This is a genomic window from Curtobacterium sp. VKM Ac-2861 (assembly GCF_013204965.1).
Classification (GTDB): Bacteria; Actinomycetota; Actinomycetes; order Actinomycetales; family Microbacteriaceae; genus Curtobacterium.
Genome location: NZ_JABMLA010000001.1, coordinates 121,219 through 144,704, shown reverse-complemented (window position 1 = coordinate 144,704; position 23,486 = coordinate 121,219). Strand labels below are relative to the sequence as shown.

The window sequence follows — 23,486 nt, the reverse complement described above, 5'->3', positions numbered from 1 at the left end:
TTCTTCCTCACCACGTGGACGGGTAGAGCTTCGCCTCGGACGCGGAGGGGGCTACTCGGTACTTCTCGAGCACCTGGGACATGAGCGTGCGGAACGCCGGAGCCGCTCCGCTCGACCACTTGTTGGTCTGCGGCTTCGTGAACGTCACCGTGACAACATACTGGGGGTCTTCGGCGGGTGCCATTCCGGCCACCGAGGTGATGCGCTGACCGCCGTAGCCCTTCGAGCCTTCGGCCACCTCGGCGGTACCGGTCTTCGCGGCGATGTTGTAGCCCGAGATCGGCTTCATGCCCACGAGCGTGCCGCCCGTGACCACGCTCTGGAGCATGTCGGTGACCTGGGTCGCAGCGTCGGCGGACACGACGCGCTGCTTCTGCACGTCGGGCGCGTCGATGGTCTTGCCGTCCGAGGTGGTGCAGCCCTTGACGAAGTGCAGCGGGATCCGGACACCGTCGTTCGCGATGGTCTGGAACACGCTGGCGACCTGGACCGCGGTCGTCGAGATGCCCTGGCCGAACATCGAGTTGATGTTCGTCTGCTGGTCCCAGTTCGGGCTCGAGCCGTAGTCCATCGACGGCTGGCCCGGGTAGTCGATCGCCGACTCCGGTTCGAACAGCCCGAACTTCTGCATGTAGTCGTACCGCTGCTGCGCGGTGAGGCGCGACCCGAGCTCGGTGATGCCGACGTTCGACGAGTTCTGCAGGATGCCGGTCAGCGTCAGGTTCTCGGTCTCGTGGAACTCGGAGTCGTGGATCGTGCCACCCCAGGGGAACGTGCGCGAGTACGGCACGACCGCCTGGTCGGTGGGACTCGACTTGCCCTGGTCGATCAGGGCCGCGGCGATGGCGGCCTTGATCGTCGATCCGGGCTCGTAGCTCGCCGTGAGCGCCCGGGAACCGTATGCCCCCTTGTCGGTGGTGGCGTCCACGTCGTTCGGGTCGACGGTGGGGTAGTCGGCGACCGCGAGCAGCTCACCCGTCTTGACGTTCGTGACCGTGGCCGTCGCGGACTCGGCCTGCAGGGTCTTCGAGGCAGAGGCGATGGTCTGCAACGCCATGTACTGCAGGTCGCTGTCGATCGTCGTGACGAGCGTGCCGCCGTCCTTGGCCTGCTTCTTCGTCACGGTGCTGCCCGGCAGCTGGACGCCGTCCTCACCGCGCTCGTACGTCTCCGAGCCGTTCGTGCCGGCGAGGCACTTGTTGTAGGCGTACTCCAGGCCGGCCTGTGCGCCGTCGGTGCCCATGAAGCCGGTGACGTTGCCCGTGGTCGCACCCGTCGGGTAGACCCGCGACGCCTGCTGCTCCTTGTAGATCCAGGGGATGCCGAGGTCGGTGACCGCCTCGTAGTGCTTCACGTCGAGGCCCTTGACCAGGTACGCGAAGTCCGACTTCGGGTTCGCGGCGATGTTCTTCCGCATTGTCGCGACGTCGCCACCCGAGGCCTTCGCCAGGGCGGTGAGCGCCGTCGACACGCTGATGTCCTTGACCCGGGTCCCGCCGAGCTTGCCCTTGAACTTCTTGACCAGGCGCGGGGCGGTGGTGATGTTGTACCGGGTGACGCTGTCGGCGAGTTCCGTGCCGTTGCGGTCGACGATCGACCCGCGGGTGCCGTAGATCGTCACCGGGATGCTGCGCTTCTGGGTCGACTGCTCGTTGAGGGCCGAGGCCTGCACGACCTGGATGTCGACGAGGCGGACCACGAAGACACCCACCAGGGCGATCACGGCGATCATCACGATGCTGTAGCGCAGTCGGCGGTTGCGGATCGTCTTCGTCACGCGGTGCGGTCCTTCCCGGATGGTGCTGAGGGTGGTTCAGACCCGCAGGTCACCGGGTGGAGGGCGCCTGGAGCTGGTTCGCGTCGGACTCTACGGAGGACTTCGAGGAACCCCCGTCCGACGCGCTGGCGCCGCTCGTCTTCTCAGACGCGGCGCTGCCGGCCGTGCTGCTCGTCGCGCTGTCGGCGGCGTCATCGGCCTTCGCGTCGGCGCTGCCGGCGGTGCTGGCGCTGCCGGTGGTCGAGCCCGTCTCCTTGCTCGTCGACGTGTCGCCCTGCTTCGCGGCGAGGGGGACGTCGTTCAGCAGGGAGTTCGGCACCTGGTTCTCCGTACTCGCCGTGGCCGGGTCGGCGACCGCGGGCGTCGGCGTGCCGTACACCCGGCCCGTCTTGGGGTCGAGGTACACCGGCGTGGAGTTCGCGATCATCCCGAGGGACTGCGCGTTGCGGGCCAGGTTCTGCGGCGAGTCGAGCACCCGGAGTTCCTCGGAGAGCGACTGCTGCGTGCGGGAGAGGTTCGTCTGCTCCGTGCCGAGCGCGCTCAGCGTGTAGGCCCCCTGGCTGAGCACCATGCTGATGCCGAGCTGGGCGAGCAGCAGGATGCCGAGCGCGACGACCGCGGTGACGGCGTAGCCGATGCGGGGCCGTGCACGGCGCTGGGCCGCGGTCGGTGTGACCTCGACGAGCTCCGGTCGGTTCTGGCGGTCCGGGCGCGGGGCGCGGGACGGGACGACGGCGGGGTCGACGAGTGCGAGGTTCGTGCTCATGTCACTTCCGGATCCGCTCGGCCGCGCGCAAACGCACGGGTGTTGCTCGGGGGTTGGCGGCGCGCTCGGCCTCGTCGGCCAGCTCGGCGCCCTTGACGATCAGGGAGAAGGTGGGGGCGTGCTCGGGGAGCTCGACCGGCAGCCCGGCGGGGGCACTCGACTTCGTGCGCGCCACCAGTGCCCGCTTGACGATGCGGTCCTCGAGCGACTGGTACGACTCGACGACGATGCGACCGCCGACCGCGATGGCGTCGAGCGCCGCCGGGATCGCGCGCTCGAGGACGCTGAGTTCGGCGTTCACCTCGATGCGCAGCGCTTGGAACACGCGCTTCGCGGGGTGGCCCTGGCGCTGGATCGCGACCGGGGTCGCGTCGTGGAGGACCTGCACCAGGTCGCCTGACATCTCGAACGGCACGCTCGCGCGGCGGTCGACGATGGCCCGGGCGTAGCGGCCGGCGAGCTTCTCCTCGCCGTAGCGCTGGAAGATGCGGCGCAGCTCGCCCTCGTCGTAGGTGGCCAGGACGTCGGCGGCGGTCTGCCCCTCGGTCCGGTCCATGCGCATGTCGAGCGGGGCGTCCTGGCTGTACGCGAAGCCGCGCTCGGCCCGGTCGAGCTGCAGCGAGCTGACCCCGAGGTCGAACAGCACGCCGTCGACCTGACGGAAGCCCTCGCCCTCGATCGCGTCGACGATGCCGTCGTACACGGTGTGCACCAGGCGGACGCGGTCGCCGAAGCGGGCCAGGCGCTCCCCCGCGATGCCGAGGGCGTCGGTGTCACGGTCGAGACCGATCAGCGTCAGGTCCGGGAACCGCTCGAGCAGCCCCTCGGAGTGTCCGCCCATGCCGAGCGTGGCGTCGACGACGACCTTGCCCGGTCCGTCGAGCGTCGGCGTGAACAGGTCGACGATGCGCTCGAGCATCACCGGCGTGTGCGGGAAGCGTGGTGTCCCGTTGTCGTTGTCGGCCATGTGCAGCCCCTCGTCTTCCGGGCCGCGGGTCCGGATCCCCATCCATGCGACCTGACATCGGGGAAGTGATGTCAGGGCTTCACGGCTGGGAGTCCCGATCCACGGATCAGAAGATCCCCGGGATCACCTCCTCGTCGTTGTCGGCGAACGCCTCTTCGGCTTCGGCGTAGTAGGCCTCCCACGCGGTGGTCGACCAGATCTCGGCACGGTCACCGCTGCCGATGACCGTCAGGTCCCGCTCGAGCCCCGCGTACTCACGGAGGTTCTGCGGGATCGTCACGCGGTTCTGCTTGTCGGGCTGTTCAGCGCTGGCCCCCGAGAGGAACAGGCGCATGTAGTCCCTGGTGCGCTTCGACGTCATCGGTGCGGTCCGGATGCGCTCGTGGAGTTCCTCGAACGTCCGGGCGCTGAAGACCACGACGCAGCGTTCCTGGCCGCGGGTCATCACGAGTCCCCCGGACAGTTCGTCCCGGAACTTGGCGGGGAGGATCACGCGACCCTTCTCGTCGAGCTTCGGGGCATGAGTACCGAGCAGCACGTCGGGCCTCCCCTCCGCTCCACCGGACCGTTGCAAGCCCCACTTTACTCCACTGCTCTCCCCCCGGCCAGGATTCCGCTCCCTTTTCGCCCCGTGGCACCCCTTTTGGGGCCGTTTCGGCAGCTTTAGGAGCCGCACAGCTGCGGCGGATGCCCGTCGTGCCGGGGATCCGGGCGGGTGTGGCGGCCGTGGAGGAAAGTGGAGGACTTTCGCAGCCAGTGGAGCGTCCCGTGGCGCGCCGAGGCTCACGGTCGGCTCCACCACGGCCAGCCGCCGGTCAGCGCACGGTCACGACGTACTGCCGCCGCGACGCCGAGTGGTCACGAACCGTCGCTCGCGCGGACCGCAGCCGACAGTTCGTGGCCCCCGGGCAACCACCGCGCGGCATGTCGTGACCACTCGCGCGCACACGCGGCGACGGTTCACCCCCGGCCTGGAGGCCCACCCCACCTCCGCCACGTTGCTCACGTGGGCCAGCGGTCGGCGCCACCACGGCAGGCCGCCGGTCAGCGCACGGTCACGACGCGCTGCCGCCCCGACGCCGAGTGGTCACGAACCGTCGCTCGCGCGGACCACATCCGACAGTTCGTGGCCCCCGGGCAACCACCGCGCGGCATGTCGTGACCACTCGCGCGCACACGAACCTGCCCCGCCCGATCCTGCCCGCCCCGGGAACGCGAAACGGGGCCAGCCCGAAGGCCGGCCCCGTCACGAGGGAGGAGTGTGGAGGGCTGCTACTGCCCCTGGTCGTTCCGCTTGTCCCAGCGGTCGTTCATGCGGTCCATGAAGGACCCGCCGCCACCGCCGCCGTTGGCCGGACGAGCCGAACCACCGGACGCCGGAGCACCCGGCCGAGCGGGCTTCGCCTTCGGGGCACGCATGCCCGGGCGCAACGCGAAGAGGACACCGGCGAGCATCACGACGAAGCCGAGGATGCCCAGCAGCGGGGCCTTGATCACGAGACCGACGATCACGATCGCGACGCCCGCGAGTGCACCGAGCACTCCGAGCGTGATGGCTGTGTACGTCGGACGACCCTGTCGACGTGTGACACGCGCCACGAAATCGGAATCGTTCTGGTAGAGGCTGCGCTCCATCTCTTCGAGAAGGCGCTGCTCCTGTTCCGAGAGCGGCATCTTGGTTCCCTCTGTTCCTGGGATCGACGCGGGGTTGAACAACCGGGCTGGAAAACACTCGGTTGAGTGGACCGATTCTATGTCCCAACCGCTCCACTAGGGTAGGGACTGTGGCTGAGAGTACGCGATTAGTGGACCTCGTATCGGCGCGTATCGACCGGGCACTCGACGAGCAGCGTGAACGGCTCCTCGCGATCAGCCCCGATCTCGCCCCGTTCGACCTGTACGCCCGAGATCTGCTGTCCGGCGGTAAGCGCTTCCGAGCGCTGTTCTGCTACTGGGGATGGCAGTCGGTGGCGGGCCGTTCGGGCTCGTTCGACCCGCTCGCGGAGGGCTCCCGCCAGACCACGGCCGAGGCGATCGTCACGGTCGCCGCAGCGCTCGAGGTCTTCCACGCAGCGGCGCTCGTGCACGACGACATCATGGACCGCTCGGACACCCGCCGTGGGCGTCCCGCAGCACACCGCCGGTTCGAGTCCCTCCACCAGGAGTCCGGCTTCGTCGGCGACCGCGGGCAGTACGGCACGAACTCGGCACTGCTGCTCGGCGACCTGCTGCTGTCCCTCAGCGACTCGGTGTTCGACGAGGGCCTCGCGCTCCTCGACCCGGTGCGCGCCCGCATCGTGCGCCAGGAGTTCCACGCGATGCGCCTCGACGTCACCGCGGGCCAGTACCTCGACGTGCACGAAGAGACCGCCTGGCCCGTCATCGACGAGTCCGAGCACCTGCTCCGCGCCCAGCGCGTCATCGTCTTCAAGTCCGCGAAGTACTCGATCGAGGCACCGCTCGTCATCGGCGCGCTGGTGGCCGGCGCGAGCGACTCGCAGCTCGAGGGTCTCCGCGCCTTCGGGCTCCCCCTCGGCGTCGCCTACCAGCTGCGCGACGACATGCTCGGCGTGTTCGGTGACCCCGAGGTCACCGGCAAGCCCGCCGGCGACGACCTGCGCGAGGGCAAGCGGACCGTGCTCATCGCCTCGGCGCGCAAGGCCCTGGCCAGTGGCCCGCGGCAGCTGCTCGACGAGCTCCTCGGCGACCCCGACCTCGACGAGGAGCAGGTGCAGATGCTCCGCGCCACCCTCACCGAGTCCGGTGCGGTCGCCGCGGTCGAGCGTTCCATCGACCGGCACGTGCAGCGTGCGAAGGCGGCGCTCGACGCGTCGCCGTTGACGCCGTCGGCACGCGAGCAGCTCGCGTCGCTGGCCGACACGGTCAGCCGCCGGTCGTCCTAGACGCGACACCAGGACAGACGGGAGGCCCGGTGCCAGCTGGCACCGGGCCTCCCGTCTGCTCGGAACGCGTCTAGAGCAGCGACTGGGCCACGCGACGCACCTCGGCCTTGCGACCGGCGCGCAGCGCCGCGATGGGCGAGACGCCCATCGAGTCGTCGACGGTGAGCATCCAGCGGACCGCCTCGTCGTCGGTGAAGCCGTTGTCGCTGAGCACGGTCAGGGTGCCGCGCAGCTCGGGCATGGGCTCGCGGTCCTCGAGGAACTCGCTCGGCACGCGCAGGACACCACCGACGCGGGCCGCCAGCAGGGTCTTCTCCTCGAACAGGCGGTGGATCCGGCCGGGGCTGGTGCTGAACAGGTCCACCAGTTCGGGGACGGTCAGCCAGCGCTCGGAGAGGGAGAGGTCGTCGACGGGTGCAGCACTCACACGCCCATGGTGCCAGAGCGGGGCACCGAGTGAGTACGCACCGTTCGTCACATTCGTCACACGCACCACATCCGGCTCTCTGGTTGACTTGGGAATCACACCATGCCAGCGTTGTGCCACCTGTGAGTGCGCGCATGCACGCGCACGGGACAGTCGAGATCAGGAGAAACCGTGGACAACGCTGCAGACGAAGCCGCCCGGCGCGCACGATCCGCCCGGTTCGCGACCATGCCCATCGTCCTCGCGGGCACGATCGCGGTGACCGCCGGCCTGACCGGCCCCATCGCGCACGCCGAACCGCGACACGACGACCCGGACTCGAACCACAAGCGTCACGTCGACCAGGACCGCAACGTCGGCAACCGTCCGGTCTTCGGCACCGCGGTCGCACGTCCGTCGCAGACCGTCGTCACGACGGTCGCCGCGACGACGAAGGCAGCCGCCCCCACGACCTACACCGTCCGTCAGGGCGACACGGTCTCGGGCATCGCCGCCCGGTTCGGCCTGTCGGCGCAGGAGGTCCTGGTACGGAACGGCCTCGGCTGGAACACGATCATCCACCCAGGGCAGACGCTGCACCTGGCGTCGACGCCCGCGGTGACCACGGCGCGCACGACCACGAGCGTCGGATCGACGTCCGGGTCGGGGTCGAGCACCTCGAGCTACCACGTGAAGTCGGGCGACACCGTGTCCGGCATCGCGTCGCGGGTCGGTGTGTCGACCACGGCGCTCCTCAGCGCCAACAAGCTCTCGCAGCGCAGCGTGATCTACCCCGGTCAGACGCTCCGGGTGCCGCACGGCTCGTCCGGTGGCGGCTCGGTGTCCACGGCCGCAGCGTCGTCCGGTTCGTCGGGCTCCTCGGGCTCGTCGAAGTCGAGTGTGAAGATCTCCTCGGGCGACACGATCGGCTCGATCGCTGCGTCCCACCACGTCTCCGTCGCCTCGCTGCTGTCGGCGAACGGCCTGACCTACACGAGCACGATCTACGCGGGCAAGACCCTCGTCATCCCGTCGTCGAGCACTGCTGCGACGACCGCCGCCGCGCCGTCGCGTGCCGCGGTGAGCGCCGCCGTCGGACTGAGTGCCGAGCAGCGCCAGAACGCGGCCACCATCGTCGCCGTCGGCCGCTCCCTCGGGGTGTCCGACCGCGGCATCGTGGTGGCGCTGGCCGCCGCGATGCAGGAGTCGAGCCTGCGCAACCTGCCCCACGGCGACCGCGACTCGGTCGGCCTGTTCCAGCAGCGGCCGAGCCAGGGCTGGGGCAGCGCGGCGAAGCTGCAGGACCCCGCGTACGCGACGAAGCTGTTCTTCGGCGGTCGCAGCAACCCGAACGTCGGCAAGACCCGCGGGCTGCTCGACGTGCCCGGGTGGTCGTCGATGAGCATCACCGACGCCGCCCAGGCCGTGCAGCTCTCCGCCTACCCCAAGGCCTACGCCAACTGGGCGAGCGCCGCCCAGGGCTGGCTGGCCACCCTCTGAGTCTCATCCGGAAGATCGAGATTGGGTCACGACCGGTGCGCCGGTGCGGTGTCGTGCAGTCTCGATTCGTAGAATGCCGCCGATGACCACCAACGCCGCCACGGATCCGATGATCGGTCGCATGATCGATCAGCGGTACCGCGTCCGCTCCCGCATCGCGCGCGGGGGCATGGCGACCGTGTACCTCGCGACCGACGTCCGCCTCGAGCGACGCGTCGCGATCAAGATCATGCACGGACACCTGGCCGACGACCAGGCCTTCCGTGAGCGCTTCATCCAAGAGGCGAGGTCCGCCGCGCGGCTGTCCCACCCGAACCTGGTCGGCGTCTACGACCAGGGCGCCGAGGACGACACCGCGTACATCGTCATGGAGTACATCCCGGGCATCACGCTGCGGGACCTGCTGCAGGAGCACCACGCCCTGACGCCCGAGCAGGCGACCGACATCCTGCGCGCGGTGTTGGCGGGCCTCGCGTCGGCTCACCGCGCCGGCATCGTGCACCGCGACCTGAAGCCCGAGAACGTCCTGCTCGCCGACGACGGCCGCATCAAGCTCGGCGACTTCGGCCTGGCCCGGGCGACGACGGCGAACACCGCGACCGGGGCCGCCCTGCTCGGCACGATCGCGTACCTCTCCCCCGAGCTCGTCACCCGTGGCGCCGCCGACTCGCGCAGCGACATCTACGCGCTCGGCATCATGCTCTACGAGATGCTCACCGGCGAGCAGCCCTACAAGGGCGAGCAGCCGATGCAGATCGCCTACCAGCACGCGAACGACACGGTGCCCGTCCCGAGTGCCGCGGTGTCCGGCGTCCCGCCCGAGCTCGACGAACTCGTCGCCTGGTCGACCGCCCGCGACCCCGAGGACCGCCCGCGCGATGCCCGCGAGATGCTCGACCACATGGCGGGCAACCAGCAGCGTGCCACGGGCCAGTACCGGACCGCCGTGCTGCGGCCCGAGAACGCGACCGCCATCCTGCCGTCCGGCGGCGGGACCGCTGCCGGTGTCGGTGCTGCTGCCGCTGGTGCCCGTGCTGCTGCCGCCGACGCACCGGCGGCCACCGATGCCACGGCGATCATCGACAGCCCCGACCGCGGGCGTCCCACGACCCGGAACCGCAACACCGGTCCGGGCCCGCGCCGGACGGGCGCGCAGCCCGGGGTGCTCTCACCCGCGGGACAGCGCCTGGCCGACCTCTCCGCGAAGCGTCGCAAGCGCGGCTGGATCGCACTGTCGGTCTTCGTCGTGCTCCTGCTCATCGGCGCGGGCTTCGGCTGGTACTTCGGGCCGGGGCCGGGTGGCAACGTGCGCATCCCCGAAGTGACGGGCAAGTCGGTCTCGCAGGCCCGGCAGCTGCTCGAAGCCCAGGGCCTGCACGCGGCGTCGAAGACCGGAACCCGGTTCGACGCCGTCGTCGCGAAGGGACAGGTGTCCATCACCAAGCCGGCCGCGAAGCGCGAGGTGCAGAAGGGCACGTCGGTGCAGCTCGTCGTGTCGAACGGGCCGAAGATGATCGCGCTGCCGACGATCGTCGGGCAGCCGATCTCCACCGTCACCGCCGCGCTCGACGACGACTTCGAGCTGCAGGACAACCGGTACGAGTTCTCGGCGGACGCCGCGAAGGACACCGTCATCGCGGCGACCGGCCGCGCGTCCGGCGGCAAGGCGCTCGACCTGACGTCGGTCAAGGCCTACGGCGAGACCGGCCCGGTCACGCTCACGGTGTCCCTCGGCGCCGTGCCGGACGTCGTCGGGAAGACCGTCGACCAGGCCTCCACGGAGCTCGACGCGGTCGGCCTCATCCTCGGAGCCCGCACCGAGGAGTTCAGCGAGGACGTTCCCTCCGGACAGATCGTCTCCGCAGAGGTGCAGGACTCCCCCGCCGTGCGCGGCACCGCGATCGACGTCGTCGTGTCGAAGGGCCCGACGCCGATCACCCTGCCCGAGGACGGCGTCGTCGGCTCGACCATCAACGAGGCCACCGCGACGCTCGAGGGCCTCGGGCTCAAGGTCTCCGTGCCCGACTGCACGAACATCCTGTGCGGGTTCTACGACTGGAAGTCGTCGCTGCCGGTGACCGGCACCGACCCGGGCCCCGGAGCCACGGTGTACCGCGGCGACACGGTGACGCTCTCCTACGACCAGTAGGCGGTCGCGCTCGCCCGGTCCGGTCCGGTCCGGTCCGGTCCGCCGAAGCGACACCTGTCCGCTCGGCGTCGCCGACGGTCCCGCGAAAGCGACAGTGTGCCGCCGAACATCGGCGGCACACTGTCGCTTTCGCGGACCGGCGCGGAGAACGCGTCGCGGGGCGCGGGGTGGACGCAACCGGCACGGCGGACGGGAGGCGCGGGGCAGGGCCGCCACGGGCCTCCCGTCCGGCACGCGGAAGCGACAGAACCCCGCGAACAGTTCGCGGGGTTCTGTCGCTCTGGCGGGACTGACCCGAGCGCTGCGCGCTACGCGCGCACGTGCGGGTGCGCGCCGAGCTCCTCGGCCACGAGGAACGCGAGCTCGAGCGACTGCATGTGGTTCAGCCGCGGGTCGCACAGCGACTCGTAGCGGGTGGCGAGGGTGGCCTCGTCGATGTGCTCCGACCCGCCGAGGCACTCCGTGACGTCGTCACCGGTGAGCTCGACGTGCATGCCGCCCGGGTAGGTGCCGACCTGCCGGTGCGCCTCGAAGAAGCCGAGGACCTCGTCCACGACGTCGTCGAACCGACGGGTCTTGTAGCCCGTGGGCGTGGTCAGGCCGTTGCCGTGCATCGGGTCGGTGACCCACAGCGGGTTGGCGTCCATGCCCTTGATCGCCTCGAGCAACTTGGGCAGCTCGTCGCGGATCTTGCCGGCACCCATGCGCGTGATGAACGTCAGGCGGCCGGGCTCGCGGTTCGGGTCGAGCTTGTCGACCAGGGCCTTCATGTCGTCGACGCTCGTGGTCGGGCCGAGCTTCACGCCGATCGGGTTCCGCACCCGCGACAGGAAGTCCACGTGGGCACCGTCGAGGTCACGCGTGCGCTCCCCGATCCAGATGAAGTGGCCGGACGTGTCGTAGGCCAGACCGGAGCGCGAGTCGATGCGGGTCATCGGGCGCTCGTAGTCCATGAGCAGACCCTCGTGCGACGCGTAGAACTCGACGTGCTTGAGCGCTTCGAAGTCGGCACCGCAGGCGTCCATGAAGCGGATCGCGCGGTCGATCTCCTTGGCGAGGTGCTCGTACCGGGCGTTCGCCGGGTTCGACGCGAAGCCCTTGTTCCACGAGTGCACCTGACGCAGGTCGGCGAAGCCACCCTGCGTGAAGGCGCGGACGAGGTTCAGCGTCGACGCGGCCGTGTGGTACCCCTGCACCAGGCGGCGCGGGTCGGCCGTCCGGCTCTCCGGCGTGAAGTCGTAGCCGTTCACGATGTCGCCGCGGTAGGCGGGCAGCGTGACGTCGCCGCGGGTCTCGAAGTCGCTCGAGCGCGGCTTGGCGAACTGCCCGGCCATGCGACCCATCTTGATGACGGGCATCGACGCACCGTAGGTCAGGACGACGGCCATCTGCAGGATCGTCTTGACGCGGTCGCGGATGGAGTCGGCGGTCGCGCCGGCGAAGGTCTCGGCGCAGTCACCGCCCTGCAGCAGGAACGCCTTGCCCTGTGCGGCGGCGGCGAGCCGCTCGCGGAGCTTGTCGACCTCGCCCGCGAAGACGAGGGGCGGCAGCGTGGCGATCTCGGCCGAGGCGGCCTCGGCCGCTGCGGCGTCGGGCCACGTGGGCTGCTGCTTGATGGGGAGGGTGCGCCAATAGTCGAGGCCCTCGATGACGTCCGGATCCTGCAGGGCGACGAAGTCGGTCGACTCGAACAAGGGCGTTACCTCGGTGTTCTGTGCGGGCGGCCCGCCTGGCCGCCGGAAGGCGGCAGAACGGGCGTCCTGGCGGAGTGCCGGGACCATCAGAGCCTAACGTGCGGGCGACGACTTCCGTTCCCGCATGACTGCCTCGCGTGCGGAGCTCGCGCGTTCCTTGACGCTCGTCGCGTAGACGTCGACGTACTCCTGACGGCTCAGCCCCGCGAGCTCGTGCATGACCTCGTCGGTGACGCTGCGCAGGATGAACCGGTCGGTCTCGAATCCCTGGAAGCGCGAGAAGTCGAGCGGCTTGCCGAACACCACGCCGACGCGCTTGATCTTCGGGAAGCGCTGCCCGATCTGCTGCACCTCACGCGTGCCGACCATGGCGACGGGGACGACGAGCACCCGGCCCTCGAGGATCATCCGCGCGATGCCGGTGCGACCGCGGTAGAGCTTGCCGTCGGGGCTGCGGGTGCCCTCCGGGTAGATGCCGAGCTGCTCGCCGCGGGCCAGGACCTGCAGGCCGGTGCGGAGCGACGCCTCGGACGCCTTGCCACCGGAGCGGTCGATCGGCAGCTGGCCGATGGCGTTGAAGAACGTCTTCGTCGCCCAGCCCTTGAGTCCACGCCCGGTGAAGTAGTCGCTCTTCGCCAGGAAGGACAGCCGCCGGTCGAGCACGGCCGGCAGGATCACCGAGTCGATGAAGGAGATGTGGTTGGACGCGAAGATGACCGGGCCCTTGGCGGGGACGTTCTCGCGGCCGACCACCCACGGGCGGAACAGGGTGAGGATGAGCGGGCCGAGCAGGAAGTTCTTCAGCAGCCAGTAGGTCATCGACGACTCCAGGTGGTGGGGTGGGCCTGAGCGACCCTACGCCGTGCGGGCCGGTACGCGGTTACGCCGTGCGGGCGTGGATGCGGGCCAGGTCGGCGGCGCCGACGACTCCGGCGTCGTTCACCAGCTCGGCGATCACGAAGTCCGGCTCGGGGTGGTAGCCACGGGCCGGCAGGTTGTTGAGGTACGCCTGCTTGATCGGGTCGAGCAGCCGGTCGCCCGCGCTGGCGACGCCGCCGCCGAACACGAACAGCTGCGGGTCGAGCACCGCGGACAGCGAGGCGCAGGCCTCACCGAGGTGACGGCCGAGGCGACGGAGCGCCGCGAGGGCACCCGGGTCGTCGGCCAGGATCAGGTCGCCCACGATGTGTCCGTCGAGCTCGCCGCCGTTGGCTTCGCGCGCGTCGGCCAGCGCGGATCCGATGCCGCCGGCGTCGGCGACGTCGTTCGCCATCCGCTGCAGGGCACGGCCGGAACCGTACTGCTCGATGCAGCCACGCGCGCCGCAGCCGCACGGCAGACCGTTCGGCACGATGCGCAGGTGACCGATCTCGCCGCCGGTGCCGAACCCACCGCGGAACAGGCGGTCCTCGGTCACGATGGCGCCGCCCACACCGGTGCCGATGGTCAGCATCGTCATGTCGGAGACGAGCCGGCCGGCGCCGAAGCGGAACTCGGCCCACCCGGCGGCGTTCGCGTCGTTGTCGACCGTGATGTGCAGGTCGCCGAGGCGCTGCTGCAGCTTCTGGCGCAGGGGCTCGTTCCGCCACCGGATGTTCGGCGTGTAGTAGACGATCGACTGCGAGGCGTCGATGAAGCCCGGGGCCGCGACGCCGACCGCGCCGACCTCGTGTCCTGAGCTGAGTCGCTCGACCATCGAGACGACGTCGTCGAGCATGGCGTTCGGGTCCGCAGCGTTGGTGGCCACGCGGTCCTCGGCGATGATCTCGCCGAGTTCCGTCACGACCGCTCCCGCGATCTTGGTGCCCCCGATGTCGATTCCGATGGCGTGCACGGTCCAAGAGCCTACCGGTTCACCGCGAACTCACGGAACGCCCGGTGACGCGTCCTATGCTGACTGTGTCGCCTCGCAGGATGAGGCGCCCTCGAATCGAACCGGCAGACAAGGGAGTCACCGTGAACGATCAGCGACCCGAACGCGCCAGTCAGGTCCCGACCGGGAGGCACGCCTCGCGTCCGACGAGCGGCCCCGTCGCTCCTGACCACGGCTCCGCAGCGCGGCTGCTCGGCGACCGCGCCCGTCTGACGCCGTCGCGTCCGATCCTGGCCCAGCGCCACGGCGACACGTGGACGACGATCACCGCCGGCGAGGTGCTCGCACGGGTCCGCGGCATCGCGAAGGGCTTCGTCGCCGCCGGCCTCGAGCCCGGCGCCCACGTCGCGATCCTGTCCCGCACCCGCCTGGAGTGGACCCTCGTCGACTTCGCGGTGTGGACGGCGGGCCTGGTCTCCGTGCCCGTCTACGAGACGAGCTCCCCCGACCAGGTCCGGTGGATCCTCTCCGACTCCGAGGCCGTCGCGATCGTCGTCGAGCAGGAGGAGCACGCGCGTCGGGTCGCCTCGATCGCCCCGGACCTGCCGCACCTCGGGCAGCACTGGACGATCGACGGCGGCGGACTCGACGACCTGACCCGGCTCGGCGAGGACGTCACCGACGACGAACTCGACGCGCGGACGGCATCGGTGCACGGCCACGACGACGCGACGATCATCTACACCTCCGGGTCGACCGGACGCCCGAAGGGGTGCGTCCTGCGGCACGACAACTTCACCGCGACGGTCGAGAACGCCAGTGTCGCGATGCCCGAGGTCGTCGCGGACGGCGCCTCGACCCTGCTCTTCATCCCGATGGCCCACGTGTTCGCCCGCTTCATCGCGGCGATGTCCGTGTCGGCCGGGGTACTGGTCGGCCACGAGCCGGACACGAAGGACCTCATGCACGCCGTGTCGTCGTTCAAGCCGTCCTTCCTGCTGGCGGTCCCCCGGGTGTTCGAGAAGATCTACAACGCCTCCGAGCAGAAGGCCGACCTCGGCGGCAAGGGGAAGGTCTTCCGGGCCGCGGCGGACACCGCGGTCGCCCACTCCGAGGCCTTGGCCGCCGGTCGGGTCCCGCTCGTGCTCGGCCTGAAGTTCAAGCTGTTCGACAAGCTCGTCTACGCAAAGCTGCGGAACGCCCTCGGTGGCCGCACGGAGTACGCGGTCAGTGGCTCGGCGCCGCTCTCGCCGCGGCTGTCGCACTTCTTCCGGTCGATCGGCGTGCTCATCCTCGAGGGCTACGGACTCACCGAGACGACGGCCCCCGCGACCGTGAACCGTGCGGCGGACCTGCGCATCGGGACGGTCGGCCCGGCACTCCCCGGGGTCGAGATCCGGATCGCCGACGACCAGGAGATCCTGATCCGCGGCGTCGACGTGTTCGACCGCTACTGGCGGAACGACGAGGCCACCGAGCGGGCGTTCACGGACGACGGCTGGTTCCGCACGGGCGACCTCGGACGGCTCGACAACGACGGCATCTTGACGGTGACCGGACGCGCCAAGGAACTCATCGTCACCGCGAGTGGCAAGAACGTCGCACCGGCACCGCTCGAGGACGGCGTCCGCGAACACCCGCTCATCGGGCAGGTCGTGGTCGTCGGCGAGGGCAAGCCCTTCATCGCTGCCCTCGTCACGCTCGACCGCGAGATGCTCCCGGGGTGGTGCGAGAGCCGCGGGATCACGCCGGCGCTCTCCGCGCACGAGGCTGCGTACGACGAACGCGTGCTCACCGCCGTGCAAGAGGCGATCGACACCGCGAACGGCCGGGTCTCACGAGCCGAGTCGGTCCGGTCGTTCACGATCCTGGACACCGAGCTGACGGAGGGGTCCGGACACCTGACGCCGAAGCTGACGATCAAGCGGTCGGTCATCCTGCGCGACTTCGCGGCCGACATCGACCACATCTACTCGGGGTCGAAGGTGCAGACGACCGCGACGCCCGTCATCGAGGAGCGTCGCGCGCGCCGCGCGTAGCGCCCCATCGTCTCGGCGTACCGAGGCGTTTCGGGCGTACCAGGTCGTTTCTTCCGACCAGGTATGCCCGATTCCGCCAGGTGCGCGCGGGGTGCAGGTGCGCGCGGGGCTCAGGCCTCCGGCGACTGCTCCGTCGCGGGGGCGTCGAGGACAGCGGTCGAACCGGTGGCGACCGTGGTGTCGGCCGGACGACGGTTGGTGCGGGTGCGGTGCGAGCTGAGCTCGTCAGTCTGACTGGTCATGCGGGAGTCCTGGGGGGATGGGATGGTCGTCGGTGGGAGGCCGACGCGGATACGGTACCTCTTCGTCAGGACAAAGCGACAATCCCCCGTGGGGGTGTCATGAGCAGGCGCTCATGACCTGCGGATCAGTGGAACCACTCCTGCGCCCGGATGTCCCGCAGCGCCTGCCGTCGGACCTCTGGTTCGAGCGTCATCACGTAGACGGTGCCGTCCAGGTGGTCGACCTCGTGCTGCAGCGCCTCGGCCATCAGCCCGGTGCCCTCGAGCACCACCTCGGCGCCGTCGACGTCGACGCCACGGACCTTGGCGTACGGGTGCCGCCGGGTCGGGTAGCCGAGCCCAGGAACGGACAGGCACCCTTCCTCCATGAGTTCGGGCTCCCCCGAGACCTCGACGACCTCGGGGTTCAGGACGTACCCGACCTCGCCGTCGACGTTGTACGAGAACGCGCGGAGTCCGACACCGATCTGCGGCGCGGCCACACCGGCGCGGCCGGGCTCCTTGACGGTGTCGATCAGGTCCTGCACGAGGTCGCGGACCCCGCTCGACCCGAGTGCCGCCGGAGCGATCGGGTCCGCAGGCGAACGGAGGACGGGGTCGCCGAACAGGCGGATGGGACGGACGGTCAATTTACTGCAGCACCACCAGGAGGTCGCCGGCGTCCACCTGCTGGGTCGCCGGGATCGCGAGACGGCCGACGGTGCCCGCCACGGGCGCCGTGATGGCCGCTTCCATCTTCATCGCCTCGATGCTCGCCACGGCCGCTCCGGCCTCGACGACGTCACCGACGGCGACCTTGAGCGTCACCACACCGGAGAACGGCGCGGCGACGTGCTTCGGGTCGGACTTGTCGGCCTGCTCGGCGACCTTCGTCTCGACCTCGATCGACCGGTCGCGGACCGAGACCGGGCGGAGCTGCCCGTTCATCGTGGCCATGACCGTTCGGATGCCCTTGTCGTCGACCTCGCCGATGGCCTCGAGCCCGACGAACAGGTTGACGCCCTTGCCGAGCGGCACGACGTGCTCCTGCCCGGGGCGCAGCCCGTACAGGTAGTCGACGGTCGGCACCACGGACAGGTCGCCGTACTGCTCGCGCACCCGCTCGAACTGGGCCGTGGGCTGCGGGAACAGCAGCCGGTTCAACGCCTGCTGGCGCTCGGGCCCCGCGGCGTCGAGGTGCGCGCGCTCGGCGTCCGGCACCGGGGTGATCTCGAGGCGGACGTCGCGGCCCGCCAGGACCTTCGTCCGGAACGGCTCCGGCCAGCCACCCGGCAGGTCACCGAGCTCGCCGGCCATGAACCCGACGACGGAGTCCGGGATGTCGTACTTGTCCGGGTTCTGCTCGAAGTCGACCGGGTCGGCGTTCACCGCGGCGAGCTGCAGCGCGAGGTCACCGACCACCTTCGACGACGGCGTGACCTTCGTCGGGCGTCCGAGGATCCGGTTCGCCGCGGCGTACCAGTCCTCGACCTGCTCGAACCGGTCGCCCAGGCCGAGGGCGATCGCCTGCTGGCGGAGGTTCGACAGCTGACCACCGGGGATCTCGTGCTTGTAGACCCGACCCGTCGGACCGGGCAGCCCGGACTCGAACGGGGCGTAGGCCCGACGGACCGCCTCCCAGTAGGGCTCGAGGTCGCCGACCGCGTCGAGGGACAGTCCGGTGTCGCGCTCCGTGTGGGCCAGGGCGGCGACCAGCGCGGACATGCTCGGTTGGCTCGTCGTGCCGGCCATCGGCGCCGAGGCGACGTCCACCGCGTCCGCACCGGCACGCGCGGCGGCGAGGAGCGTCGCGAGCTGCCCACCGGCGGTGTCGTGCGTGTGCACGTGCACGGGCTGGTCGAAGCGCTCGCGCAGCGCGCCGACGAGCTTCTCGGCGGCGCCGGCGCGGAGCAGGCCGGCCATGTCCTTGATGCCGATGACGTGCGCGCCGGCCTCGACCATCTGCTCCGCCAGGCGGAGGTAGTAGTCCAACGTGTACAGGTCCTCGGCAGGATCGAGGAGGTCGGCGGTGTAGCAGAGCGCCGCTTCGGCGACGGCCGTGCCGGTCGCGAGCACTGCCTCCAGGGCCGGTCGCAACTGGCTGACGTCGTTGAGCGCGTCGAACACGCGGAAGACGTCGACGCCCGTGGCGGCGGCCTCGGCGACGAACGCGTCCGTCACCTCGGTCGGGTACGGGGTGTAGCCGACCGTGTTGCGGCCGCGCAGCAGCATCTGGATCGGGATGTTCGGCATCGCCTCGCGCAGCGAGGCCAGGCGCTCCCACGGGTCCTCTCCGAGGAACCGGAGGGCGACGTCGTACGTCGCTCCGCCCCAGGCCTCGACGCTCAGCAGCTGCGGCGTGAGCCGCGCGACGTACGGTGCGACGGCGACGAGGTCCTTCGTGCGGACACGGGTGGCGAGCAGCGACTGGTGCGCGTCCCGCATCGTCGTCTCCGTCACGGCGAGCCGGGTCTGGGCACGGAGTGCCTTCGCCCACTCGGCCGGACCCTGCGCCAGCAGCAGGTCGCGCTGGCCCTCGGGCACCGGGGCGCTGAGGTCGAGGGCGGGGAGCTTGGCGCTCGGGTCGGTGACCAGCGGCGACCGGTCACCGTTCGGCTTGTTCACCGTGACGTCGGCCAGCCAGTTCAGGACCTTGGTGCCGCGGTCCTTCGACACGTGGCCGCTGAACAGCTGCGGACGCTCCTCGATGAACTTCGTCGAGACGTCGCCGCGGGCGAAGTCCGGGTCCTCGAGCACGGCCTGCAGGAACGGGATGTTCGTGCTGACGCCACGGATCCGGAACTCGGCGAGGGCGCGCTTCGCACGGGCGACGGCCGTCGGGAAGTCGCGTCCGCGGCACGTCATCTTGGCGAGCATCGAGTCGAAGTGCGGGCTGATCTGCGCACCGGTGGCGACCGTGCCGCCGTCCAGGCGCACGCCGGCGCCGCCCGGGCTGCGGTACGTGGTGATGCGGCCGGTGTCCGGCCGGAAGCCCTGCGTGGGGTCTTCGGTCGTGATGCGGGTCTGCAGCGCGGCCCCGTGCACGGAGACGGTGTCCTGCGACAGGCCGAGGTCGGCGAGCGACTCGCCCGAGGCGATGCGCATCTGCGACTGCACCAGGTCGACGTCGGTGACCTCTTCGGTGACGGTGTGCTCGACCTGGATGCGCGGGTTCATCTCGATGAAGACGTGCTGACCCTCGCGCTCGCCCTCGGTGTCGAGCAGGAACTCGACGGTGCCGGCGTTCACGTAGCCGATCGACCGGGCGAAGGCGACCGCGTCGCGGTGCAGCGCCCGGGCGATGGCGGGGTCGAGGTTCGGCGCCGGGGCGATCTCGACGACCTTCTGGTTGCGGCGCTGCACGGAGCAGTCCCGCTCGAACAGGTGGATCGTCCCCGCTTCGGTACCCGTCGCGTCGGCGAGGATCTGCACCTCGATGTGCCGCGGCCGGATCACCGCCTGCTCGAGGAACATCGTCGGGTCGCCGAACGCACTGTCGGCCTCGCGCATCGCTGCTTCGAGCGCTGCACGGAGTTCGGGCTTGGTCTCGACCCGGCGCATGCCACGGCCGCCACCGCCGGCGACGGCCTTGGCGAACACCGGGAACCCGATGGCGTCGGAGCCGGCGATGAGCTCCTCGATGTCGCGACTCGCCGGGGTGCTCGCGAGGACCGGGACGCCGGCCGCGATCGCGTGCTCCTTCGCGGTCACCTTGTTGCCGGCCATCTCGAGCACGTGTTCGCCCGGACCGATGAAGGTGATGCCGGCTGCGGCGGCCGCGGCGGCGAGCTCCGGGTTCTCGGACAGGAAGCCGTAGCCCGGGTAGATCGCGTCGGCGCCCGACTCGCGCGCCACGCGGATGATCTCGGAGACGTCCAGGTACGCCCGGACCGGGTGGCCCCGCTCACCGATCAGGTAGGCCTCGTCGGCCTTCAGGCGGTGCAGGGAGTTCCGGTCTTCGTAGGGGTAGACGGCGACGGTGCGCGCCCCCAGTTCGTACGCGGCACGGAATGCGCGGATGGCGATCTCACCACGGTTCGCCACGAGGATCTTGCTGAACACGACGTCCCTTTCAGCCCGGGTTGAGGTGAGACAACCCTAGTGGCGGTAACGTTGCTGATCGTGCATGTACTCAGCGTGAGCTCCCTCAAGGGCGGTGTCGGCAAGACGACGGTGACGCTCGGCCTGACTTCGGCCGCCTTCGCCAAGGGACTGCGCACGCTGGTGGTGGATCTCGACCCGCAGTCCGACGTCTCCACCGGCCTCGACATCAACCTCGCCGGACACCTCAACGTGGCCGACGTCCTCGAGAACCCGAAGGAGAAGATCGTCCGTCAGGCGATCGCCCCCTCCGGGTGGACGAAGGGCTCGCAGGGCAAGATCGACGTCATGGTCGGGTCGCCCTCGGCGATCAACTTCGACGGGCCGCACCCCTCCATCCGCGACATCTGGAAGCTCGAAGAGGCCCTGGCCAACGTCGAGCAGGACTACGAGCTCGTGCTCATCGACTGCGCGCCGTCGCTGAACGCGCTGACCCGCACCGCGTGGGCAGCGTCCGACCGCGTCACCGTCGTCACCGAGCCCGGCCTGTTCTCCGTCGCCGCCGCCGACCGCGCGCTGCGAGCCATCGAGGAGATCCGCCGCGGACTCTCGCCCCGCCTGCAGCCGCTCGGCATCATCGTGAACCGTGCCCGCGTCCAGTCGCTCGAGCACCAGTTCCGCATCAAGGAACTCCGCGACATGTTCGGGCCGCTCGTCCTGTCGCCGCAGCTGCCCGAGCGCACCTCGCTGCAGCAGGCGCAGGGTGCCGCGAAGCCCCTGCACGTGTGGCCCGGCGAGTCCGCGCAGGAGATGGCGAAGAACTTCGACCAGCTGCTCGAGCGCATCATGCGGACCGGCAAGATCGGCCCCTACGCCGACGGTTCGGGTGCCGTAGGCGCGTAGGGCGCTGCCGCGCGGGCGCGACGCGCTGCTCACGTCCGCCGAGCGGTCACCAACTGTCGGCCGGCGGCCGCGCGGACGACGGTTCGTGACCACTCGGCGACGCGCACACGACGGTTCGTGACCACGCGCCGACTGCCAGGAGGCCCGTCTCTGCCCCGGCAGACACGCCCGGCCCCGGCTCGCCCAGCGGTCACAACATCCCGCTCACGTCCGCCGAGCGGTCACCAACTGTGGGCCGGCGGCCGCGCGGACGACGGTTCGTGACCACTCGGCGACGCGCACACGACGGTGCGTGACCACTCGGGGCGATCCGCGGGACGAGAACGTGGTCAGGAAGCGCGGGAAGCGCGACGCGCGGCGAGCTCGTCGGACGGGTCGGCCGCCGCGGAGGCGTCGAGCTCGACCAAGGAGGTCTCGACCTCGCGCAGGACCTTGCCGACCGCGATGCCGAAGACACCCTGACCGCGGGACACCAGGTCGATGACCTCGTCGTCCGAGGTGCACAGGTAGACCGAAGCGCCGTCGGACATCAGGGTGGTCTGGGCGAGGTCGGACACGCCCGACTCGCGGAGCTGGTTCACGGCGGTGCGGATCTGCTGCAGCGAGATGCCGGTGTCGAGCAGGCGCTTCACGAGCTTGAGCACGAGGATGTCACGGAAGCCGTACAGACGCTGGGAACCGGAGCCGGCAGCGCCGCGGATGGTGGGCTGCACGAGTTCGGTGCGTGCCCAGTAGTCGAGCTGGCGGTACGAGATGCCAGCTGCACGTGCGGCGACGGTGCCGCGGTAGCCGTTCTGCTCGTCGTGCTCGGGGAGGCCGTCGGTGAAGAGCAGCCCGAGGTCGTACCGCGTCGTGTCCGACTCGGTGCCTGGGGTGTCGTTCCCACTCATGCGCTTGCCTTCCACGACGATCGAGCTCCCACCCGAAGGTTCAACGACGGGTTGAGAGTTGTTCCGAGGTCAACGGTAGCGACTCCGACCGCTCCCGCGCGGGACATCCGACTCGGCGCGTCCGGCGTGTCGAGGATACGCCCCACCCACTGACGCACAAGCCCCCGCGGAGCACCCGAACGGATCATGCGTCGAGACGACCGATCGCCGCGCGGATGAGGCTCGAGCGGATGACCTCGAGCTGGACGGCGATCTCGCGCGCGAGTTCCGTGGCCTTCGCCCGTGACGTCGCATCGCCCCGGCGGGACACGGGCATGAGCGCGGATTCGATGAGTCCGACCTCGCGCTCGGCGGTGCTGCGGAGCGTGCGCAGGTGCCGCGGCTCGATGCCGGTCCGCTGTAGCTCGACGAGTGCCTTGAGGACGGACACGCTGTCCTCGCCGTAGGTCTCGGTGGCGGGGAGCAGGGATGCGGAGACCGCGTCGGCCAGGAGCATCGGGGACGCGCCGGCCGCTCGGGCCGTCTCGTCGCGGGTGTACCGGCGCTCGCGCCCGAGGATCGAGGGACGTGGGGCGTCCCCACCACCGGGCAGTACGGGCTCGCGCCCGGCGTCGAGGTCGGCGAGGTAGTCCTTGATGACCTTGAGCGGCAGGTAGTGGTCGCGCTGCAGACCGAGGATCACCCGGAGGCGGTCGACGTCGGCCGCCGAGAACTTGCGGTACCCGCTGGCCGTGCGGATCGGCGTGACGAGCTCACGCTCTTCGAGGAAGCGCAGCTTGGAACTCGACAGGTCCGCGAACTCGGGCTTGAGGCGAGCGAGGACCTGCCCGATCGTGAGCAGGTCCGGTGCCGCTGACCCCGCCCGGGCCGCAGCGGACCGTGCGGCCACTACGCGTTCGCCAGGCGCGCCAGGTCGACCCGGGACGCGTAGAACGTCAGACGGAACTTGCCGACCTGGACCTCTGCCCCGTCGGTGAGCGGTGCTTCGTCGATGCGGTCACCGTCGAAGTACGTGCCGTTGAGCGAACCGTTGTCCTTGACGGTGAACGCCGTGCCGTGGCGCAGGAACTGCGCGTGCTTGCGCGACACCGTGACGTCGTCGAGGAAGATGTCGGCGTCGGGGTGTCGGCCGGCGGTCGTGACGTCGGAGTCGAGGAGGAACCGCGCACCTACGTTCGGACCGCGGCGCACGACGAGCAGCGCCGATCCGGACGGCAGGGCGTTGACCGCCTCGCGCTCTTCCGCTGAGACACCGGACTCGGCGGTGAGCGCCGCGCCCATGTCCATGCTGAAGGTCAACGTGGTGTCGACCAGCCGCTGCTCCGGGGTCTTCTGACCGTCCGGCTGCGGGACCACTGGATCTGGCATCGGTGGACCTCCTCCTCTTGGCCCACCAGCGTATCGGAAAGGAGGGCTC

20 protein-coding genes are annotated in these 23,486 nt (G+C 70.3%); 5 read left to right on the top strand and 15 right to left on the bottom strand.

Annotated features, from left to right (window positions below):
* Nucleotides 1-7: 7 nt before the first annotated feature.
* From HQQ88_RS00625 to HQQ88_RS00605, 5 genes are all read right to left on the bottom strand, one after another.
* Nucleotides 8-1,777, bottom strand: coding sequence for a penicillin-binding protein 2 (locus HQQ88_RS00625; RefSeq protein ID WP_123292460.1), 1,770 nt, complete (start codon nucleotides 1,775-1,777; stop codon nucleotides 8-10).
* 49 nt (nucleotides 1,778-1,826) lie between these two features.
* A complete protein-coding gene (locus HQQ88_RS00620) occupies nucleotides 1,827-2,543 on the bottom strand; it encodes a hypothetical protein (protein ID WP_173168359.1) in 717 nt (238 codons plus the stop codon).
* 1 nt (nucleotide 2,544) lies between these two features.
* Nucleotides 2,545-3,510 (bottom strand): 16S rRNA (cytosine(1402)-N(4))-methyltransferase RsmH, encoded by a 966-nt coding sequence (gene rsmH, locus HQQ88_RS00615; protein ID WP_123292832.1) that lies wholly within the window; start codon nucleotides 3,508-3,510, stop codon nucleotides 2,545-2,547.
* 106 nt (nucleotides 3,511-3,616) lie between these two features.
* Nucleotides 3,617-4,048 (bottom strand): division/cell wall cluster transcriptional repressor MraZ, encoded by a 432-nt coding sequence (gene mraZ, locus HQQ88_RS00610; RefSeq protein ID WP_071254530.1) that lies wholly within the window; start codon nucleotides 4,046-4,048, stop codon nucleotides 3,617-3,619.
* Nucleotides 4,049-4,782: 734 nt separating this feature from the next.
* Nucleotides 4,783-5,184, bottom strand: coding sequence for a DUF3040 domain-containing protein (locus tag HQQ88_RS00605; protein ID WP_123292458.1), 402 nt, complete (start codon nucleotides 5,182-5,184; stop codon nucleotides 4,783-4,785).
* Between the two features lie 131 nt (nucleotides 5,185-5,315).
* On the opposite strand from HQQ88_RS00605, the gene HQQ88_RS00600 reads away from it, so the two are divergent.
* On the top strand, nucleotides 5,316-6,413 hold the full coding sequence (locus HQQ88_RS00600) for a polyprenyl synthetase family protein (protein WP_235036036.1): 1,098 nt from the start codon (nucleotides 5,316-5,318) through the stop codon (nucleotides 6,411-6,413).
* A 70-nt stretch (nucleotides 6,414-6,483) separates the two neighbouring features.
* Here HQQ88_RS00600 and HQQ88_RS00595 read toward each other — a convergent pair whose 3' ends face one another.
* Nucleotides 6,484-6,840 carry an Rv2175c family DNA-binding protein gene (locus HQQ88_RS00595; RefSeq protein ID WP_111085815.1) on the bottom strand — a complete coding sequence of 119 codons (357 nt, stop codon included), beginning with the start codon at nucleotides 6,838-6,840 and terminating at the stop codon, nucleotides 6,484-6,486.
* 171 nt (nucleotides 6,841-7,011) lie between these two features.
* Here HQQ88_RS00595 and HQQ88_RS00590 point away from each other — a divergent pair, with 171 nt between their 5' ends.
* Together HQQ88_RS00590 and pknB are read left to right on the top strand one after the other, a co-directional pair.
* Nucleotides 7,012-8,319, top strand: a complete 1,308-nt coding sequence (locus tag HQQ88_RS00590) for a LysM peptidoglycan-binding domain-containing protein (protein ID WP_173168358.1) — start codon at nucleotides 7,012-7,014, stop codon at nucleotides 8,317-8,319.
* An 82-nt stretch (nucleotides 8,320-8,401) separates the two neighbouring features.
* Nucleotides 8,402-10,468: a Stk1 family PASTA domain-containing Ser/Thr kinase gene (gene pknB, locus HQQ88_RS00585; RefSeq protein ID WP_173168357.1), complete on the top strand. Its 2,067-nt coding sequence runs from the start codon at nucleotides 8,402-8,404 to the stop codon at nucleotides 10,466-10,468.
* 308 nt (nucleotides 10,469-10,776) lie between these two features.
* On the opposite strand, the gene HQQ88_RS00580 is transcribed toward pknB, so the two are convergent.
* The 3 genes from HQQ88_RS00580 to HQQ88_RS00570 all read right to left on the bottom strand — a co-directional run bounded on the left by HQQ88_RS00580 (nucleotide 10,777) and on the right by HQQ88_RS00570 (nucleotide 13,996).
* On the bottom strand, nucleotides 10,777-12,162 hold the full coding sequence (locus tag HQQ88_RS00580; protein ID WP_123340362.1) for a class II 3-deoxy-7-phosphoheptulonate synthase: 1,386 nt from the start codon (nucleotides 12,160-12,162) through the stop codon (nucleotides 10,777-10,779).
* 93 nt (nucleotides 12,163-12,255) lie between these two features.
* Nucleotides 12,256-12,981, bottom strand: a complete 726-nt coding sequence (locus HQQ88_RS00575) for a 1-acyl-sn-glycerol-3-phosphate acyltransferase (RefSeq protein WP_123292455.1) — start codon at nucleotides 12,979-12,981, stop codon at nucleotides 12,256-12,258.
* A gap of 61 nt (nucleotides 12,982-13,042) precedes the next feature.
* The gene (locus HQQ88_RS00570; RefSeq protein ID WP_111085799.1) at nucleotides 13,043-13,996 is read right to left on the bottom strand and encodes an ROK family glucokinase; all 954 of its coding nucleotides are present in this window, start codon (nucleotides 13,994-13,996) and stop codon (nucleotides 13,043-13,045) included.
* A gap of 122 nt (nucleotides 13,997-14,118) precedes the next feature.
* On the opposite strand from HQQ88_RS00570, the gene HQQ88_RS00565 reads away from it, so the two are divergent.
* A complete protein-coding gene (locus tag HQQ88_RS00565) occupies nucleotides 14,119-16,014 on the top strand; it encodes a long-chain fatty acid--CoA ligase (protein ID WP_367916956.1) in 1,896 nt (631 codons plus the stop codon).
* Between the two features lie 110 nt (nucleotides 16,015-16,124).
* Here HQQ88_RS00565 and HQQ88_RS19765 read toward each other — a convergent pair whose 3' ends face one another.
* The 3 genes from HQQ88_RS19765 to HQQ88_RS00555 all read right to left on the bottom strand — a co-directional run bounded on the left by HQQ88_RS19765 (nucleotide 16,125) and on the right by HQQ88_RS00555 (nucleotide 20,297).
* Nucleotides 16,125-16,256, bottom strand: a complete 132-nt coding sequence (locus tag HQQ88_RS19765; protein WP_260095359.1) for a hypothetical protein — start codon at nucleotides 16,254-16,256, stop codon at nucleotides 16,125-16,127.
* Nucleotides 16,257-16,381: 125 nt separating this feature from the next.
* A complete protein-coding gene (locus tag HQQ88_RS00560; protein ID WP_123292453.1) occupies nucleotides 16,382-16,885 on the bottom strand; it encodes a peptide deformylase in 504 nt (167 codons plus the stop codon).
* Between the two features lies 1 nt (nucleotide 16,886).
* Nucleotides 16,887-20,297 (bottom strand): pyruvate carboxylase, encoded by a 3,411-nt coding sequence (locus HQQ88_RS00555; RefSeq protein ID WP_173168356.1) that lies wholly within the window; start codon nucleotides 20,295-20,297, stop codon nucleotides 16,887-16,889.
* A gap of 60 nt (nucleotides 20,298-20,357) precedes the next feature.
* On the opposite strand from HQQ88_RS00555, the gene HQQ88_RS00550 reads away from it, so the two are divergent.
* Nucleotides 20,358-21,179, top strand: a complete 822-nt coding sequence (locus HQQ88_RS00550; protein ID WP_123292451.1) for a ParA family protein — start codon at nucleotides 20,358-20,360, stop codon at nucleotides 21,177-21,179.
* A gap of 329 nt (nucleotides 21,180-21,508) precedes the next feature.
* Here HQQ88_RS00550 and HQQ88_RS00545 read toward each other — a convergent pair whose 3' ends face one another.
* The 3 genes from HQQ88_RS00545 to HQQ88_RS00535 all read right to left on the bottom strand — a co-directional run bounded on the left by HQQ88_RS00545 (nucleotide 21,509) and on the right by HQQ88_RS00535 (nucleotide 23,437).
* Nucleotides 21,509-22,069 carry a MerR family transcriptional regulator gene (locus HQQ88_RS00545; protein ID WP_111085817.1) on the bottom strand — a complete coding sequence of 187 codons (561 nt, stop codon included), beginning with the start codon at nucleotides 22,067-22,069 and terminating at the stop codon, nucleotides 21,509-21,511.
* Between the two features lie 184 nt (nucleotides 22,070-22,253).
* Entirely contained in the window at nucleotides 22,254-22,958 is a 705-nt protein-coding gene (locus tag HQQ88_RS00540; RefSeq protein WP_123312968.1) for a MerR family transcriptional regulator, read from the bottom strand.
* Complete coding sequence (locus tag HQQ88_RS00535) at nucleotides 22,958-23,437, bottom strand: FHA domain-containing protein (RefSeq protein WP_123292449.1); 480 nt, start codon at nucleotides 23,435-23,437, stop codon at nucleotides 22,958-22,960. Before HQQ88_RS00535 ends, HQQ88_RS00540 begins: the two co-directional genes overlap by 1 nt.
* Nucleotides 23,438-23,486 lie beyond the last annotated feature (49 nt).

What these genes read in the sequence shown, in the direction of transcription:
- pknB (WP_173168357.1), top strand. Translation starts at nt 8,402, where the DNA reads ATGACCACCAACGCCGCCACGGATCCGATGATCGGTCGCATGATCGAT.
- HQQ88_RS00545 (WP_111085817.1), bottom strand. Translation starts at nt 22,069, where the DNA reads ATGAGTGGGAACGACACCCCAGGCACCGAGTCGGACACGACGCGGTAC.
- HQQ88_RS00605 (WP_123292458.1), bottom strand. Translation starts at nt 5,184, where the DNA reads ATGCCGCTCTCGGAACAGGAGCAGCGCCTTCTCGAAGAGATGGAGCGC.
- HQQ88_RS00535 (WP_123292449.1), bottom strand. Translation starts at nt 23,437, where the DNA reads ATGCCAGATCCAGTGGTCCCGCAGCCGGACGGTCAGAAGACCCCGGAG.
- HQQ88_RS00620 (WP_173168359.1), bottom strand. Translation starts at nt 2,543, where the DNA reads ATGAGCACGAACCTCGCACTCGTCGACCCCGCCGTCGTCCCGTCCCGC.
- HQQ88_RS19765 (WP_260095359.1), bottom strand. Translation starts at nt 16,256, where the DNA reads ATGACCAGTCAGACTGACGAGCTCAGCTCGCACCGCACCCGCACCAAC.
- rsmH (WP_123292832.1), bottom strand. Translation starts at nt 3,510, where the DNA reads ATGGCCGACAACGACAACGGGACACCACGCTTCCCGCACACGCCGGTG.
- HQQ88_RS00575 (WP_123292455.1), bottom strand. Translation starts at nt 12,981, where the DNA reads ATGACCTACTGGCTGCTGAAGAACTTCCTGCTCGGCCCGCTCATCCTC.